General features: G+C 45.5%; 16 protein-coding genes. 5 read left to right on the forward strand and 11 right to left on the reverse strand.

Features of this window, described 5'->3' with window-relative positions; all coding sequences use genetic code 11:
• Positions 1–291: 291 nt before the first annotated feature.
• Positions 292–885, reverse strand: a complete 594-nt coding sequence (locus H8K55_RS18315; protein ID WP_186943517.1) for an HD domain-containing protein — start codon at positions 883–885, stop codon at positions 292–294.
• A 433-nt stretch (positions 886–1,318) separates the two neighbouring features.
• A complete protein-coding gene (locus H8K55_RS18320) occupies positions 1,319–1,546 on the reverse strand; it encodes a hypothetical protein (RefSeq protein WP_186943518.1) in 228 nt (75 codons plus the stop codon).
• A 60-nt stretch (positions 1,547–1,606) separates the two neighbouring features.
• On the opposite strand from H8K55_RS18320, the gene H8K55_RS18325 reads away from it, so the two are divergent.
• Positions 1,607–2,533 carry a TraB/GumN family protein gene (locus tag H8K55_RS18325; RefSeq protein ID WP_186943519.1) on the forward strand — a complete coding sequence of 309 codons (927 nt, stop codon included), beginning with the start codon at positions 1,607–1,609 and terminating at the stop codon, positions 2,531–2,533.
• Between the two features lie 145 nt (positions 2,534–2,678).
• Here H8K55_RS18325 and H8K55_RS18330 read toward each other — a convergent pair whose 3' ends face one another.
• The 5 genes from H8K55_RS18330 to H8K55_RS18350 all read right to left on the reverse strand — a co-directional run bounded on the left by H8K55_RS18330 (position 2,679) and on the right by H8K55_RS18350 (position 7,559).
• A complete protein-coding gene (locus H8K55_RS18330) occupies positions 2,679–3,539 on the reverse strand; it encodes an OST-HTH/LOTUS domain-containing protein (RefSeq protein WP_186943520.1) in 861 nt (286 codons plus the stop codon).
• Between the two features lie 322 nt (positions 3,540–3,861).
• Positions 3,862–4,401, reverse strand: a complete 540-nt coding sequence (locus H8K55_RS18335) for a TlpA family protein disulfide reductase (RefSeq protein WP_186943521.1) — start codon at positions 4,399–4,401, stop codon at positions 3,862–3,864.
• Between the two features lie 93 nt (positions 4,402–4,494).
• The gene (locus H8K55_RS18340; RefSeq protein ID WP_186943522.1) at positions 4,495–4,653 is read right to left on the reverse strand and encodes a hypothetical protein; all 159 of its coding nucleotides are present in this window, start codon (positions 4,651–4,653) and stop codon (positions 4,495–4,497) included.
• 99 nt (positions 4,654–4,752) lie between these two features.
• Entirely contained in the window at positions 4,753–6,273 is a 1,521-nt protein-coding gene (gene thiI / locus H8K55_RS18345) for a tRNA uracil 4-sulfurtransferase ThiI (RefSeq protein WP_186943523.1), read from the reverse strand.
• Between the two features lie 401 nt (positions 6,274–6,674).
• Complete coding sequence (locus H8K55_RS18350) at positions 6,675–7,559, reverse strand: LysR family transcriptional regulator (protein WP_186943524.1); 885 nt, start codon at positions 7,557–7,559, stop codon at positions 6,675–6,677.
• A 102-nt stretch (positions 7,560–7,661) separates the two neighbouring features.
• On the opposite strand from H8K55_RS18350, the gene H8K55_RS18355 reads away from it, so the two are divergent.
• From H8K55_RS18355 to H8K55_RS18370, 4 genes are all read left to right on the forward strand, one after another.
• Positions 7,662–8,084, forward strand: a complete 423-nt coding sequence (locus H8K55_RS18355; RefSeq protein ID WP_186943525.1) for a DoxX family protein — start codon at positions 7,662–7,664, stop codon at positions 8,082–8,084.
• A gap of 10 nt (positions 8,085–8,094) precedes the next feature.
• The gene (locus tag H8K55_RS18360) at positions 8,095–8,811 is read left to right on the forward strand and encodes a glutathione S-transferase family protein (RefSeq protein WP_186943526.1); all 717 of its coding nucleotides are present in this window, start codon (positions 8,095–8,097) and stop codon (positions 8,809–8,811) included.
• Positions 8,812–8,953: 142 nt separating this feature from the next.
• Complete coding sequence (locus H8K55_RS18365) at positions 8,954–10,306, forward strand: amidohydrolase family protein (protein WP_186943527.1); 1,353 nt, start codon at positions 8,954–8,956, stop codon at positions 10,304–10,306.
• Positions 10,307–11,204: 898 nt separating this feature from the next.
• Positions 11,205–13,826 carry an Ig-like domain-containing protein gene (locus tag H8K55_RS18370; RefSeq protein ID WP_186943528.1) on the forward strand — a complete coding sequence of 874 codons (2,622 nt, stop codon included), beginning with the start codon at positions 11,205–11,207 and terminating at the stop codon, positions 13,824–13,826.
• A gap of 73 nt (positions 13,827–13,899) precedes the next feature.
• On the opposite strand, the gene H8K55_RS18375 is transcribed toward H8K55_RS18370, so the two are convergent.
• The 4 genes from H8K55_RS18375 to H8K55_RS18390 form a co-directional block, all read right to left on the reverse strand.
• Complete coding sequence (locus H8K55_RS18375) at positions 13,900–14,076, reverse strand: addiction module protein (RefSeq protein WP_186943529.1); 177 nt, start codon at positions 14,074–14,076, stop codon at positions 13,900–13,902.
• Between the two features lie 136 nt (positions 14,077–14,212).
• Complete coding sequence (locus tag H8K55_RS18380) at positions 14,213–14,713, reverse strand: hypothetical protein (RefSeq protein WP_186943530.1); 501 nt, start codon at positions 14,711–14,713, stop codon at positions 14,213–14,215.
• A gap of 14 nt (positions 14,714–14,727) precedes the next feature.
• Complete coding sequence (locus tag H8K55_RS18385; protein ID WP_186943531.1) at positions 14,728–14,865, reverse strand: hypothetical protein; 138 nt, start codon at positions 14,863–14,865, stop codon at positions 14,728–14,730.
• A gap of 92 nt (positions 14,866–14,957) precedes the next feature.
• Complete coding sequence (locus H8K55_RS18390) at positions 14,958–16,112, reverse strand: hypothetical protein (protein WP_186943532.1); 1,155 nt, start codon at positions 16,110–16,112, stop codon at positions 14,958–14,960.
• Positions 16,113–16,636: the final 524 nt, after the last annotated feature.

Here is a 16,636-nt window from a genome sequence, read left to right on the forward strand (position 1 = left end):
AAACGCCAGCGGATAGAAGGTGGTGAAACCTAAGTTTCACGAGCCAATGACCAGAGACTTATTACGACTAGTGAACGTACTACACAGCGAAGCAGGAGTGAGAAATGATGAATGAAAATTGAATACAATTCATTTGCAAGTCGTACTTGACATGCTTCATAGAAGGGTGGGCACGGCATCATTGTGCCCACGCGTTACGGTTGCAGAAAGCGAAAAAATTTAAGAGCGCAAAGTTTTTTGCGATGACTATTAAATTTCCATGTACACAAAAAATGTGCCGACTACATACATTTATTCCGCACGCAACCAGCCTCTTTCAGTGGCGATATCAATTTGCGCTAATACGTAGTTCCAAAGCTTCGGTGCCGAAGTTTCGAGATATTGATTACGCTTGATCACCTGATGTTTGAATACTGTATTTTGCGCCCAGCTACCGCCTTCGTTCTGCATGTTTTGAATCAAGGGAAGTATCCTATCCATCGCTTTTGCAAATTGCGCATCAGGTGTTTCGGCTTGTTCAAATTCATGCCAGAGTGAGGTGAATTTTTGACGCTGCGGTTCAGGCAAAAGTCCAAAGATGCGTTCCGCCGCCGCGATCTCTTTATCTGACTGAGCACCCAATACCGAATGATGATCAAACGCGAAAGTATCACCTGCATCAATCTCCACGATGTCATGAATTAGCAGCATCAACGTTACCCGAGAGATATCCACAGACTCATCCGCATACGTTGACAAAATATGTGCCGTTAGTGAGATATGCCAACTATGTTCCGCGCTATTTTCGAATCGGTTTTTATCAGCCTTGATTAGTGCTTTGCGATACACTGCTTTGAGTTTGTCGAGTTCGAGAATGAAATCAATTTGTTGGGAAAGTTCGTGCATGTGCAAGCTAAAATGAGGTTGGCTGGGAACTTGGATCTTCCGTGTTCACCCAATGAAGTCGGGCAGAGTGGAATTCTAAGCGCAATTAAATGTTCGCGCAGCAATTTCTATATGACGTGCGAACCTGACATGAATTCCAAGCAATAAAATATCGAGGTGATCGCAAAGAAAGCGGTTCACACCGAAAGTGGGGGGAGTAAAAGTTAAGAAAGCGAATTTCCAATCTACGTTCGAATTTTATGGGAAATTTGTTGAGCGACTTTAAGACATCAAAGTCATCGACAGCCCTCGAAAATTGAACAATCACTTCATGTCCATTACCCAAGATTTTTTAATTTCGATGCTATCCGTTTCTTCTCCCAAGCGCTCCCATCGGAAGTGCCATCCTCGTTCCTGTTTATTTAATCGGGCGCAATTTCATCCAAGGCTTAGATCAATTCAAAAGCTTATAGTCAAACCCCGTTACATAATCACTTTTTAGAACCAGCCAGCCATTTTGATCAGGTTTAAAAACCCAAAAAGGATGTTCAGATTCGACTTTCACATTATTGAGGTTTTCTGGTTTCAATGGCAACACTCGTCTAAGCTCACAATACTGCAAATGGGTTGCTCTACTTTGCATTCTGTCGCAAACCTCATTATTGGCAAACGCAATTTTCATACACTGCGTGTTTTTCACTACAAGTGCACAAATTGTGCACAAAACCCGGAGAGTTGAATCATGCAAATCACCAAGAATCAACAGAATGCTTTATCGCGACGTCAGGTATTAAAAGCCATGGCGGCATTTTCTGCCGCAGCAGGTTTTGAGTTAAGTGGCCTTGTTTCCGCTGCAGAAAAAGAAGCTATTGGAACAAAGTCATGGCCATTGTGGAAAGTGGAAAAGGCGGGACATACAGTCTATCTGATGGGACAGACACCGCCTCGCGCCACAGCGTGGAGTGATACGCGCATAGAAAGCCTAGTAAAGATATGTGGCACCATCTGGACTGAAACTAATCGTATTCATCGCCAAAATCCCAAGGCGCTAGCTTTGAAGTATGGACTGGATCCGAAAAAGCCATTAAGTGAATGGCTGAGTGCTGCCGATTTGACTCGCGTTAAGCAGGCGGCTGAACTTGCGAAGTTACCGCTGGAAATGATTGCGCCGCTACGACCATGGTTGGCTGCGAGCATGATCGAATCTGCTTATTTCCAGGCCATGAAACTAGATGAGCAGGGAACTGCCGAAAGCGTTCTGCTGCGCAGCGCCCAGATAGCCAAGGTTCCGCAAGCCAGTGAATTTGAAACGCAGGATGATGTCCTTCAATTCATGGGCGAAATGTCCGCTCAGGAAGACGTGCAATTTCTACAGTACACGCTGAATCATATCTTGGCAGGAACCATAGAAAATGAGCGTGTCTATTCAGCCTGGGCGCATGGCGATACCACACCCGCCGCCGAATTTGTCGATGCTATGAAGCGCTCGCAACCGGATCTCTATGCCAAGCATGTGGTAGGACGTAACCGTAACTGGCTGCCACGATTTGCCGCGATGCAAAAACAGACCGCGCCATCGCTGGTAATTGTCGGCCTGTATCACATGGTAGGCCCAGACAGTCTGGTGGAACAGCTTAAGGCAGACGGTTGGCGTTTGCAGCTAGCTTAGCAAGTCTAGGAGTCAGTCTTGTAAGAGAGTAAAAAGGGGGCAGTCCTATCCCAATATTGATGACGATAGCATGGACGTATTGCATGACGTGGTTGAGTTCGGATTTGTTGACGTGGTGTGGGCATGTCGTGCCCACCTTACATGCCTAATGAACGACTACGATCATTCGGCTGCGGTACCAAACCTGGCCTTTTCCAGTGTTAAGGTTGACATTTTTTTTAATATCAAATTGTTCGGATTTTCTTAAAACTTCGCGCCAAGTCTTGCATCCATATTTAGATGGCGTTTGTGTATTATCGCTCATCCGTATATGCTCAATAGCGGTGTCAAGTAAGGTCCAACCATGCAGTGCACAGGACTTTTCGGCACTACGCAAATACTCCACTATCGTGCTTCGATTCCATTGCACGTCCCCATCCGGCAAGACACCATGAAGAAATGCATTCTCACATTCTGTCGTGCCTATATATGCTGAGATCGCAGTACGCGCATCACAAAGCGCTTTGGACCACAACTGCAGTTGTAATAGTTGAGTGCCTATTTTCTCATCGCATTCATCGAGATAGGCATCTGCTTTGTGGCATTCAGATATTGACGAGATTTTAAACCGTTCAATAAATTGGTGCACTAGCCCATTTCTCAAATCGACGAAGTCCACTAATGCTTGTTTCGTCTTTTCGAACTCCTTATCAGGCATTGATATCTGAAATTTCGTGCTTATCCAACCAGTTTCGCTAACTTCTTTTGGTTCGTTTCCAGGAATCTCTTCCGTCGTTGCCGGCGGGCAGAGTTCACCCCACAGCAAACTAACGAGTCCACCCATGGTTGTCCTGCTAATATCGGCTAGTTTCTTGTTTTGGATGTTAAGAATTTCATCAACATGACCTTGTACCGACGCGTGAGACACCAAGATTTTTAACAACTGTTCGATTTGCTGTAAGCGGAACATACAACGTCCAAATTTACGCTGTACTTCTTGTTGTACTTTGACTATGTCTTCGTTCATGGTTTCGCTAAGCAGAGGAGAATGATGGGATCACGTTTCGCGACTGTACATTTGTGACGTTAACCTTGCATATCTAGACTTACACACGTGCCGAGATGCCGATCAGTCAGCCACGATTTGATCTGCATTCACAAAATCCGGCACCACCAAATAATCACACAAAACTAAAGGTGCGACAGTAGATTCATCCGTGCCATTTGTTTCTCGGATGACTAGCGTTGTGGCATGGACTTATCCCCCCGTTTTATTGATCAGGTGTGGTGCTATCTTTTCGTTAAAATTGATGCGGGGGCATGGAATGATAGAACTAAGCCCATGTACCTTATTTCGCGCCAGAGACGGTGCTCGGTGCTGGTGTATTGATGGCTTGATTCAAATCGGCGACGATACCATCCAGACTGCTTTCACCATAGCCGCGATAGACCTGAATAATTTTTCCGTCACGTCCAATAATGACTAAATGCGGAATGCCTTTGACACCAAAGCTCTTCGCATAAGTTTCATCGGGATCATAGGCCAACATCATTTTTAAATCTTTGAGTGTACGTGCGACTTTTCGAAATACATCGCGCTCTTCTGTATTGACTGCAATGACCTGTACTCGATCTTCACCACCAAGATTTTGTATGTTTTCCAGGATGGGCAATTCTTTCAAACAATAGGTACACCAAGTCGCCCAGAACGAAACCACCACGACTTTTCCTGCATAACTCGACAGCGTAATGACTTTGCCATCGAGTGTTCGTCCCAATTCGTTGGGAGCAGGCTGTCCCACTGAATTCGCAGCAAATAATTCCGCACTCAAAAGTAGAGTGCAAGCCGCTAATGCAGACCGTAAAACAGATTTGGAAAACAAACGCATTTTCTTGTTCCTAAAAGATTTTGTGAAAAGGGGTCTCGCTATCCTAATTAGCGCTTCTTCGTCTTATATTATGAAGCTGGCAGGTGGTGAACTTTACTTCACTTCCGGATTAAATGCCAATGGACGAGCCGCGACTTGATCCGCATTAACAAAATCCGGCACGACTAAATAGTCACGCAAAACCAAAGGCGCGATGAGAGATCTACCTGAACCTTTGGAACCTCCGATGACGATGAAGTGGGTTTGTGGCAAGGGCTTGCGTTTCCCGTTTTAATGATGAATTGTGATTCTATTTTTTTTCGTTAAAATTGATCGGGATGTCGGCAGGTCAGACCCCATGACTGATTTTCATCATTGCTGCCATACCTGAACATTGCTAAACCCACGCTCACGTAAATGCGCCACCTGCATGCCGCTCATCACGCCTTTATCGCAATACAAAAAATAGTTTTTGGATTGATCAAGTTTAGCAAATTCGGTCAAGATCCTATAGTAGGGGATGTGCTGTATGTTCAGTTTGGAATGCTTACGCAATTGCGGCGCAAGAGTACTATTTTGCGCATCGGGCCGCACATCGATAATTACATTCATGAGTACATCAGTGAGCACGTCTTCCGTACTTGACATTGTTGTGTCTGTCTGCGAGTTTGCGACACAGCGTAGCTCAGTGAGTAGCTCAGTGAGTGGCGCAGCGGTTTCTAGCTCTTGCATCAAGTCTTTGATGTCAAAGTATTGCACTGCGTCTATCGCGTTCTGCAAAATGTCAGCATCTAAGCGCTCCTCATCAAGCTCTACTTTAGTAAGTTTGACTCTCGCATTGGGATTGCTGGAAATGGCAGCACAAAATTCAGGAATGGACGCAGCCAACTCGGCTACGCCTATGCGACGCGCCATATCGATAATATCGGGCTTATCCCAACTCACCAGTGGGCGCAACACCACCGTTTCACTCGCACGGTCAATTGCATTCAGATTCGTCAGCGTTTGACTCGACACCTGACCCAAGGCTTCACCCGTCACTAAGGCAGGGATTTCCCAGCGCTGCGCCAAACTATCCGCTACGCGTAACATGCTGCGCTTCAGCACAACGCCTTGATTGCCAACCGGTATGCGCTCAAGGATTTGCGCCAATACTTGCGCAAAATTCACTTCAAAGAAACGTACCCGATGCGAAGCCCCATAGCGCTGCCACAAATTTACTGCCATCTGCTTAACACCGCGGGAATGCTGCGCGCCACCTAAATTAAAGAAGCAATAATGCACCTTGCAGCCGCGTTTAATGAGTTGCATAGACGCCACCGCTGAATCAAATCCACCTGAAATCAGCGACAAAACTTCCTCCTGTGTTCCCACAGGATAGCCGCCCAAACCTGGATACTCGGCTTCCACTAGCAGCGTATTTTTGGAGTTCACTTCTAGGCGTATTGGCAATTGTGGATTGTCCAAATCCACGCCGCAACTCGGGAATTCATCCAGAAGCGCACCACCAATGCGACGCGCTAAACCTAGCGAAGTAAATTCATGCGAGCCACTACGCTTAACTTGCACCGCAAATGTTTTCCCGTTCAACTGACTACCAAAAGCAGTGCGCACCGCAGTCAACATCACTTCAGGATCAAACGTGTTGAGAATACGCACGGCGAGAATTTTCTGAATACCCGAAATACGCCCAAGCGCATCGACCAGAGCCGCTTGATCAGCGCTAGGCGTCACCTGAACCACCAGCCTATCCCACTCGCGCAGCACTTTGATCTCTTGATCGATAGACGACAAAATTGTATGGATATTGATCTGCAATGCAGTGATATAACGCCTGCGTAATGAGGCACTTTTCAAAGTGATTTCAGGGAAGAGTTTTACGACATAATTCATAATGAAGACGGTTTTCAAGCAGGCAAAACCTCACATTATAAGGGATGTAGTTCGCTATTTTTGATCAAGCCAGGCGCTGAAATCCCCACAGCGCTGCTGGCAATGCGCTTGATTGTGGCGGGCATTGAGAAGATGAAAATCAAAAAATATATTCATTTGGGAGAACTTTACTCACTTCCCAAGACGACTCTGGCTCGTGTTTGCTTTGTGAGGGCGCTCGGCAGTGGGACTTGAGTAAAAGGTCGAGAAGATAGAAACGGCAAGCTTAAACAGTCTTCCAAATCACTTCACAACTATCCGTCAAAGTAGCTCCTCGAGATTTGGGGTAAGGACTCGCAATGATGCATTGCTGAGACGGCGTTGCATGTCAAATCTTGATCCCTTGTTTTCAGTGGTGCAAACTAATTCAAGCTTAGCTGGCTTGCCAAATGTGCGAACACGGTAGAGACGCGTCTGAGATGTTTCGATTCCGTGTGTGTGAGTAGCCAGAGTTCAGTTTGGCACTCATCAAGCGTATCGGTAATTTGTCGCAGTTCGCTACGATGCTGGCCTAGGAATAGCGGAACAATACCGACCCCCAAGCCCTGCACCACAAATTCAGCCACAGTTAAAATACTGCTGACTCGATATTGCGGCTGCACTTTCGGGAAGTATTTTTTTCTCCACAATACCGAGGGATGTTCTGGCAGGGCATCGTCAGGTGCTATCCATGCACTATTCTGCGCACGGACGTCGTCCATGCTTTTAATGCCACTTCCGATTGAAGCAAACAAGGCGATACGGATAGGGCCTATACATTTTCCTACTAAATGTTGTGGTGGCTTTTTCGTCGCGCGCAGCGCAATATCTGCGTCTCGGCGAGTCAGATTGGCCAGTTCATTTCCCGTATGCATTTCGAGCTCAAGCAGTGGATGCGCGACTCGCAAAGAGGGCAGTACGCGAGCGACCAAACCATGCAAAATAGTGTCGGTTGTAGTTAGGCGCACGGTGCCAGATACCTGATCGGGCACAAGCTGGGCGGCAGAACGTGCCAATTCCAGTTCTCGCTCTAACTGCTCTGCATGTGCTGTCAATACTTGTGCCAGTTCCAGCGCTAAGTAGCCGTTACGTGATCTGGTAAAGAGTGGTTGGCCCAAACCACGTTCGATGCGTTGTATCGAACGAAATACCGTCGATGCATCCAGCACCAGACGTTCTCCAGCTGCCGCCAGCGTACCACCTCGATGCAAAGCCAGCACCAATTCAAGATCAGCCGCACTTAATTTGTATTGCGTTTTCGCAATCATAGAATTCACTTATGCCTATTTTTTATGCGTTATGGCAATCATATACTGAGGGCTTCAACAACTCAATGGCACCATGAAATGACCAACAACAGGACCAACAACATGAACAACAATATGAAAAACAACGCTGCCCAATTTGGCATCAGCTTATTACGCCTTAGCCTAGGCATCATGTGGCTGGCGCACGCTGCGTTGAAATATTTTGTGTTTACGCTGCCGGGCACAGCTGGGTATTTTGAAAGTATCGGTTTTGCCGGATTTTTGGCGTATCCGGTATTTGCTGCCGAATTTTTGGGTGGCATCGCATTGATTTTTGGCGTGTACGCCAGACAAGTTTCTTTGGCGTTAGTGCCTGTCATGTTGACGGCGACATGGGTACATCTGCCAAATGGTTGGACTCACACTAGCCCAGGTGGTGGTTGGGAATATCCACTGTTTCTCAGCATTGCCTCGATCTCACTTTGGTTGATTGGCGATGGCAGTTTTGCCGCCCGCCGCAGCCAACGGTTTACCTTTTCTGAATGAGGAGTGTGACATGTCAACTTCCAGCATACTTCTGCCCACTTTTACTTTACTCAGTCATCCTTTGTGCCCTTATGTACAGCGTGCGGCAATTTTACTTCGCGAAAAAGGCATTCCTTTCGAACGCAAAGAGATCGATCTGGCGAACAAACCAACATGGTTTTTGCAGCTATCACCGCTAGGGAAAACACCGGTCTTGATGGTGGACGATGAAGCAATTTTTGAATCCGCTGTGATCTGCGAATACCTCGACGAAACGCAAGCACCACATCTGCATCCTGCGCACCCACTACAACGTGCGCGGCACCGTGCATGGATGGAGTTTGGTACTAGCATCTTAAACAGCGTAGCGAGTTTCTATAATGCGCCAGATGAGAAGACGCTCGCCTTGAAGGTCAACGAAATAGCAGAAAAATTCGCGCAGATAGAATTAGTATTGAGCGAGAGAGGTGGTTATTTTTCGGGAGAGGATTTTTCTATGGTCGATGCGGTGTTCGGACCACTGTTTCGGTATTTTGACACGTTTGAATTGATCGATGACTTTGGCTTTTTTAAGCACACGCCCAAGGTATGCGCCTGGCGCCAACAATTAGCATTACGCCCGTCAATTCAAGGCGCTGTTAGCGGAGACTTTCGAGAGCAATTAACGACCTTTTTAGTCAATCGGCAATCTGCCTTATCAAAACGAATGGAAAAAATTTTCGCTCCACGTGAAATGATTACTGCTTGAGGTCTTTTGATATGTCTCACATTAAATTTCGTAGAGCGGGCAAATTGCGCTCTTTTTTCTACGGTGCTGACAAAAAGCGATCCTTTACTTTATTGGTTTTTCGTTACACTATTGCTTCTTCTTTTGTAGTGGGAGGTAATCGATGAAATTGAGTTTCTTGGGTCGTTTTTTATGCTTGTCCTTAGCGCTGTCAACGCTGACATTAGCAAGTATCGCCAATGGTGTTAGTCTTTTGTTACCCGCAAGCGGTGATAGTGAAATCATCGCACTCAAGGCTGCGCGTTTGTTGGATGTGAAATCAGGAAAAATCTTGAACAATCCGATTGTCTTGGTATCGAAAGGCAAAATCATTGAACTTGGGCAGAATATTGCGATCCCTCTCAGTGCCAAACAGATTGATCTTGGCGATGTCACTTTGATGCCGGGCTTGATCGATGCGCATACTCACTTGCTACAAAATCTCTCGTTTGAAACTTCTGCGCGCATACGTGAGTCTGGCAGTATGGTGCACACACTTTCCACGACGTCTGATGCGAAGCGAGCCTTGTTGGGTGCGACCATGGCACGCGAAGATCTGATGTCAGGCATCACCACCGTGCGTGACCTTGGTAACTCTGGTACGAATGCGGACGTTGACTTGCGCGATGCCATTAATCAATCTTGGATACAGGGACCGCGCATGTTGGTATCGACGCGTGCCTTGGCGCCGATTGGCGGGCAATTTAACAAATTGACGAAAGAATCTCAGGCCTTGATCGACAAGGAATACGCCGTCATTAGTGGCCCTGAAGAAGCACGTAAAGCGGTTCGTAGTGCCATCTTCGACGGTGCTGATGTGATTAAGGTGATTGTCGATGCGGAGTCGCGCTTATTGACACTCGAAGAGTTGCAGATGATCGTCAATGAAGCGCATCGGGTAGGAATCAAAGTTGCTGCGCACGCCGGCACCGAACTAGCGGGCATGCTTGCGGCGCAGGCTGGTGTGGATTCGATAGAACATGCGTATGGGATTTCCGATGAACTTCTAAAATTGATGGCAAAGAAAAACATCACCATGGTTGCTACGGATTCTCCTGCATGGTCTTACCTCGGAAAGTCCAGCGAAAAAGAAATCAGTGAATCGGATCAGGCGCGTTTAAACATGTTTAAGTATGCCGAAAAATTCGCGACGGAGAGAATTGCTAAAGCCAAAGCGGCGGGTGTCAGAATTGTCTTGGGCAGTGATTCCTACTACCAAGCGGGTAATTTAACACGCGGCCAAAGTTCACTCTTGCCATTGCGTGTTTATGCAATGGCCGGTTTGAGCCCTGCAGAAGTAATTCGAACAAGCACCATCCATGCAGCTGAACTCCTGGGATGGGGCGATAAAATCGGTAGTCTAGAGAAATCGAAAATCGCCGACATTATTGCCGTGCCGGGCAATCCATTGGACAATCCGCTGGTATTAGAGCAAGTGAAATTTGTGATGAAAGAGGGCGTCGTGATCAAGCCTTAAAACCATGCAAAATTGGTGTTCAAATGGAGGTTGCATGATTATGTCATGCAAACAGTCAGTGCGCTCGGCGTGAGTGTAGAGCACGCGATACGCACCTGAGAAAACACAAAAATTCATTGATTTCAAGTCTTGATTTGACGCTTTAGGGTGTTGATGTTGGATCTCAAAAATTGACCGCCGTACCAGTTCTTAGGGGGCTATGTTTTTTCTATCAAAAGTTCAGAATTAAGTTCAGAAGTAAGCGCTGATAAGCCAGCCGCGATTTGATCAACATTCATAAAATCCGATGCCACCCAAATAATCACGCAAAACCCAAGGTGTGATGGTGGATTTACCTACACCATTTGGACGTCCGATGACGCGGGCTTGTGGCATGGCTTGTCGAAATTCTTTTGGTTACGATGTTGAAATGCGATTCGTTTTTTTGGCGCTTTACTTCGTCAATTATGACTCTATGTCAAATGTAAGGCCTGAACACGCACATGTGACCCCCACATGCAGAAGAGATCTTGCGTAGATGGCTAGAAAATTTTTCAGATTCTACTAACCACTAGCAATATCAAATCTCCGTGACGTTGCACAATTGGTCTCGCTCCTAAATTTTTTGTTGAAGTCGCCTACGTTCGTGGAGACTTTATCCAAAAAAACTTAGATAATGAATAAAGCGATTGCGCGCTGTTCATTTGATGACTAAGGCAAAAAATCACGCATTTCTCCGCCTGACCAATCGATGTACGATGTGTTAGTTCCACACTAGTCCCAATAAATTTATAGGTAGTTCAATCTATGTTCGACTCATCTGTATCGCTTTCGTACTAATCAAAATCAAGTTTTTATGCTTGTAAATTTAGTACTGATAATCTGAATGTAGTTAGGAATCTCTCGAAAGGTAACAAGTATGAATAACAAGCGCATCAGTACTAATATCAGTACTAACACAGGCAGCAATACAGAGGACATTGACCAATATTCTCCATCAGACTCCTCGACATTTTTTAATTCATCGATACCGATTGAGACAAACAATCGACAAATGACTTTGCCGACATATTCATTTGGAACTATGAATGCATCGCCTCCGGTCGCAAGCACGTTCAATGGCATATTAACGTCCCTCAGCGACCTTGCCGCTGCAAGGACGTATCTTCTCAGCGGAAACGTCACACTGACGATCAATCTGGCTAGTGCAACTTCTGGACTTTACACTGTCGATCTAACAGGATTTGGCGTTGGCGACACCTTGAATATTGTCACCGCGAGCACGGGGATGTCGATGGTCACCGATCCCTCTGCCTATCCTCTTACAGTGACTGATTCTTACTATGATTTTCCAGATGACTATGAAATTCAAGAGAATGCCACCTTGAGTGGCACTACACTAGTACTAGAACACCTCTACACGCATTATATTGCTCTTGGTCCCGCCATGTATGACGATCACGTACCCCTTTATCGGCTTACAGTGATAGGTCTAACAGGCATCACAGCAGATGCCATCACCTACACGTATAACGATGTTACGGACCCAACACTTAGCATTAGCAGCGATATTGCAAGCGTCAATTCTGGTAATACTGCAACCATCACTTTTACCTTTAGCGAAAATCCTGGTGATACTTTTGCTTGGGATGGAAGTTCCGGTGATATCGTCGTCACAGGCGGGACGCTAGGCGCAATTACGGGGAGTGGCCTAACCCGAACTGCAACCTTTACCGCAGGCACTGGATCGAACACTGCGAGCATAACAGTAGCAGGCGACTCTTATACAGATGTATCGGGCAACGGAGGTGGAGGTGCAACAACTTCCTTGGATATAGTACTGAATTCATCGCCCACCGGCAGCGTCACCATCAGCGGCACTGCACGTGAAGGTAGAACCTTAAGCGTCACCAACAATCTTGCCGATGCCGACGGCTTAGGAACGATCAGCTATATATGGAAAGCCGACGGCAATACTATCAACGGCGCGACCGGGACAACACTATTACTCACCCAAGCTCAAGTCGGCAAAGTGATTACAGCGGTCGCTTCATATACAGATTTAAACGAGACGCTTGAAACTGTCAGCTCTGCAGCAACGAGTGCTGTCGCTGATAATGCCGTGCCATCATCGTCCAATAAAAGCGTTACGATAAACGAAGATACTTCGCTCACGTTAGGAATTTCAAATTTTGGTTTCAGCGACAGTGATAGCGGAGATACGCTACAAGCCGTGATGGTCACCAGTTTGCCGCTGCAAGGCAGTCTACGTCTGAACGGAAATAGTGTTTCGGAAAATCAAAGTATCAGTGCGACCGATATTCTTGCTGGTCGCTTAGTGTTTACCCCGGTCGCCAATACGAGTGGCAATGCCTATGCAAGCATAGGGTTTAAAGTAAGTGACGGAATAGACGTGTCGACCAGCAGTGCCAACCTGATGGTGAACGTCGCCAATGTTAACGACGCCCCCACCGGCATCGTCAGTATTTCTGGCAAGCTCATCGTAGGGCAAGTTCTCACCGCGAGCAATACCCTGGTCGATACCGATGGCTTAGGATCGATTACCTATGTTTGGAAGGCAAACGGTGTCACGATTAAAAGTGAAAATCTCGCCACCTATACTTTGCGCAGTACGGATACCGGAAAGAACATCAGCGTCAGTGCGGTCTACACCGATCAAGGCGGTAACTTCGAGAGTGTAAGTTCGGCTGCAACCGGCGCAGTTCAAGATAATAATCATGCACCAACAGGCGCCGTGACTTGGAGTGGCATCAATCGACAGGGTGAGATGCTGACGGCTAGCAATACACTTGCCGACGTCGATGGTATGGGGGTGATTACTTATCAGTGGCGTGCGAATGGTGTTGACATCCATGGCGCGACCAACTCAAATTTTAGCTTGGGTCAAAATGAAGTCGGCAAATACATTTCGGTGTCGGCGATTTATTTGGATCAGTTAGGCAATGCTGAGCGTGTCAATTCTGGATCAACACTAGCAGTCATCAATGTGAATGATGCACCAACGGGTGCCGTCACGCTGTCTGGGACTGCTAAGGTGGGACAAGTTTTGAGTGTCAATAGTACGGTTAATGATCTCGATGGTATGGGGACAATCTATTACCTCTGGATGGCAGATGGTGTCAAAATCAAAGGTGCAAGTTCATCCACTTACGCGATCAAGGCTGCCGAACTTGGGAAAGCTATTACCGTCAAAATTTATTATACGGATTCGCTGGGGACTAACGAGAGTGTCACATCAGCACCGACCACGGCGGTAGTGCCATCAAATGGCTTAATGGCATTCGGGTTTAGTAGCACTGGTGCGGAAAATGCCATGTACGATTTCAGCAATGCATGGATGCCAACACCCAAGCTTTCTCAGCAGGTAACAGGTCTGAGCATTTTCGAGGCAGAATCTCTACACTTGTCTAACATCAGCTTTGCCGGTGTTGAAGACATCAACTGGCACTACCCTGTACCTGATTCCCATACGGAATTGCTCATCGTCGGACATTTGAATGACGCCATGTTGTATTCCTAAACCAAAGGACTGTTCTTCATACCATTGAAATACTTCGATGACTTCCGGCATCCGGTTCAAATCGCAAAAAAACTTATATCGTTACGCCGAGTTTTTGTGCGATTTGATCTAGGCTGACACCGATGGATTTTTCCGATGCACGTTTTGCTAAGCGACGATCAAGCTCCGCCTTTTGTGCATCTGTAATTGTGAAGTTAGACGGCAGGGCAGCAATATCAAACTGCTGGATTTCTTCGAATAATGCGCACATTGTGAAGACCTGAATTATGCTTGTGTTATTCGATGGTAGAAGGTTTTTCTCGGAATGGCGAGGATCGATTTATTCATGAGTCTTTGAGGGAATGTATGAATGTTAGAATTGACCCCGCGCCGCTCTCTCTTTGTTGCTAGTTATCTTGTAAAGCCGATCGTATCGTTTCTGAGATATCTGAAACATCACTTTCGGAAACAAGGTAACTCCAAAATAAAAAGAAATGGTTCACACCCAAAAATAAAAGAGTCTCAGTAGGGAATTTAAGGTTGGGTATCGTCAAATAGCGAAAAATCTCAATCGCGGTTAGGTAAAAACTCGCTACTAATAGAATCGAAATAAGCAAGCGGATTGATGTCGGAACGCAAAATCTTCCGACTAGGAAGTTAGCCCCATTTTTGAGTGCAAATTTCCCGGTAAACTGGGGTTTCATATTTGTCCAGAACGGAATATTGGATGACTCAATCACTACTTTTGTTCCAGAAATGTCGGACGAAAATCTTGGATAGGAACTATTCGTTCGCTTTTCATTTTCAATTTTCTGTTTGAGTTTTTTGACCGATTCTTCAAGCTGAAATTTGCTGGAAAATTCCGCATTACTGCTGAGGAAATAAAAACCGTAAAGTTTATGGAGCATTTTAATGATCTAAATTATTGTGATCTGCGGGACGCACTTTTAGAATTCAACGCCGACAATCCAGCAGCGATTTGATCGACATTCACAAAATCCGGTACCACTAAATAATCACGCAAAACTAAGGGCGTGATGGGTAGACTTACCTGCACCATTTGAATCTCCGATGACGATGACGTGGAGTTGTGACATGAGTTTGTGATTTCCGTTTAGCTGATTATCTTTGGCTCTATTTTTTCTTCACAATTTATGGGGATTTCGGAATGTCAGAACTCACGCCTTGCTGCGCATATGGCTGCCACCAAGGGTGAATTTCCGAAATAGGTAAAGCAAGGCATTCATTTCTTGCTCGCTCGCGTATTTCGGTCGAAGACTTATCCTTGTAATTACTTGGGCATAGGATTGCTGTATCTCCAAACGTAAATAAATTACGCGCAGTAACTAGATAAAAATCTCCATTTAGCTTTTCCATTTTCCAATCGGTTGTCAAATCGTGCCCGAAATATTTGGCATTCAAAATATACCTACTCGTTCCTTTCTCGCGCATCCCAAGCGAATAGGCGACTTTTTTTAGTGTGAGCCCATAAACCTTTGGTGAGAAGAGAAGTACGATGATTAAAATAGATATTGTGGCGAAACTCATTGTCTTAATCAATTCTGCAGATGTATTACATCGTTGTTTCAATCGTACAAATAAAGGAGCAATTGTGAGTAAAGATACGCTCACAACAAAGGCATCAAAGATTTTGCGTATATTGCCTACGTCAGTGTCACGTAGAGTCTGGCTCAACGGAACACAAACTAACATCACAACGAGCCAGCCAATTACTCCAAGTGTACAAAAATAGAGTTCCTGTTGGAAAGAAAAGTAAGTGTTCTCTTTTTTATGTTGCTTGCGGTATCGATGAAGGCTGAAATACATTAACAAAGGCAATGATAATGCGAGCTCTCCCCATGCCGGTACATGAAAATATTTATCCATGGCGACTCGGCGTGCAACTTCGAGTAACACGGTTAGCGTTACGGCTGTCAGGCACATAGCCATCAATTGGTGTGGAATTTTGTCATCATACAGGATGTGTTTTTTTAGAAAATGGTATGACAAATACGTGAATATTCCAGGCAATAGAAATGCAAAAATTAGGAGCGGAAAGTAAAGCAAGGATGCGCCGAAAAGTGCGAGCAAACCTTTGGCATTCGATAACGCAGGTAATAACTGATCTTGGCGACCTATGTAGGTCAGATATAACCATAGATATGCAACCGAAACGATGCCGGAAATTGGCGTGCCGATCGTCACGGCCTGTCTCACGAATTCGGTAAATCTTTTTTCCAAAGGTTCATTTTGAACTATATTCTTTGCTTGTATTTTCTTAGCGAAATGTCTAGTTTTGAAATGCATATAAAACCTTTCATTTTGTCATTAATATAATATTTTGTATTTGAATGATCGCAAGTTGACGGTTAGAATTCCTGACATCCATTCACTTATTCTTCAAGATTACAAACCACGGAAATTTTGTATGCTACGCGCATAACGTCGCGCAATCACATCTGGTGGAATTTTATGTTGGCTCAATTTCACACGTAATGCTACACGTTCTCGCGCGAGTACGATGCTATCGAGCCAGACATAAAAAAGATTAATACGATAACCATTTGCCTTTAATTTATGCGTTCGAAATTATTTTCCGCGTGGGCACAAAAACCGTGCTCATCTTTGGCTGATTCAAACGCTGCGATGTATTTATCTTTTAGTGTCACGATATCTTGTTATTTCAGCCGAAGGAGGCAGCCTCGTATTACTTTTTTGTTGGGAAATAATTCGACGTTGTTCCTTTTAGTTTTGAAGACTTTTCTTGGGAGGACGAGGTGTGTTTTTTTTATTTGGATGTTGGAATGTTACAACTGTCCCCGTTTGCGGAT

Source organism: Affinundibacterium flavidum, assembly GCF_014284175.1.
Lineage (GTDB): Bacteria > Pseudomonadota > Gammaproteobacteria > Burkholderiales > Burkholderiaceae_D > Undibacterium > Undibacterium flavidum.

Excerpts from the sequence above, each read along its gene's own strand:
- H8K55_RS18315 (WP_186943517.1), bottom strand. The coding sequence starts at position 885 with ATGCACGAACTTTCCCAACAAATTGATTTCATTCTCGAACTCGACAAA.
- H8K55_RS18320 (WP_186943518.1), bottom strand. The coding sequence starts at position 1,546 with ATGAAAATTGCGTTTGCCAATAATGAGGTTTGCGACAGAATGCAAAGT.
- H8K55_RS18325 (WP_186943519.1), top strand. The coding sequence starts at position 1,607 with ATGCAAATCACCAAGAATCAACAGAATGCTTTATCGCGACGTCAGGTA.
- H8K55_RS18330 (WP_186943520.1), bottom strand. The coding sequence starts at position 3,539 with ATGAACGAAGACATAGTCAAAGTACAACAAGAAGTACAGCGTAAATTT.
- H8K55_RS18335 (WP_186943521.1), bottom strand. The coding sequence starts at position 4,401 with ATGCGTTTGTTTTCCAAATCTGTTTTACGGTCTGCATTAGCGGCTTGC.
- thiI (WP_186943523.1), bottom strand. The coding sequence starts at position 6,273 with ATGAATTATGTCGTAAAACTCTTCCCTGAAATCACTTTGAAAAGTGCC.
- H8K55_RS18350 (WP_186943524.1), bottom strand. The coding sequence starts at position 7,559 with ATGATTGCGAAAACGCAATACAAATTAAGTGCGGCTGATCTTGAATTG.
- H8K55_RS18355 (WP_186943525.1), top strand. The coding sequence starts at position 7,662 with ATGAACAACAATATGAAAAACAACGCTGCCCAATTTGGCATCAGCTTA.
- H8K55_RS18360 (WP_186943526.1), top strand. The coding sequence starts at position 8,095 with ATGTCAACTTCCAGCATACTTCTGCCCACTTTTACTTTACTCAGTCAT.
- H8K55_RS18365 (WP_186943527.1), top strand. The coding sequence starts at position 8,954 with ATGAAATTGAGTTTCTTGGGTCGTTTTTTATGCTTGTCCTTAGCGCTG.
- H8K55_RS18370 (WP_186943528.1), top strand. The coding sequence starts at position 11,205 with ATGAATAACAAGCGCATCAGTACTAATATCAGTACTAACACAGGCAGC.
- H8K55_RS18375 (WP_186943529.1), bottom strand. The coding sequence starts at position 14,076 with ATGTGCGCATTATTCGAAGAAATCCAGCAGTTTGATATTGCTGCCCTG.
- H8K55_RS18380 (WP_186943530.1), bottom strand. The coding sequence starts at position 14,713 with ATGCTCCATAAACTTTACGGTTTTTATTTCCTCAGCAGTAATGCGGAA.
- H8K55_RS18385 (WP_186943531.1), bottom strand. The coding sequence starts at position 14,865 with ATGGTGCAGGTAAGTCTACCCATCACGCCCTTAGTTTTGCGTGATTAT.
- H8K55_RS18390 (WP_186943532.1), bottom strand. The coding sequence starts at position 16,112 with ATGCATTTCAAAACTAGACATTTCGCTAAGAAAATACAAGCAAAGAAT.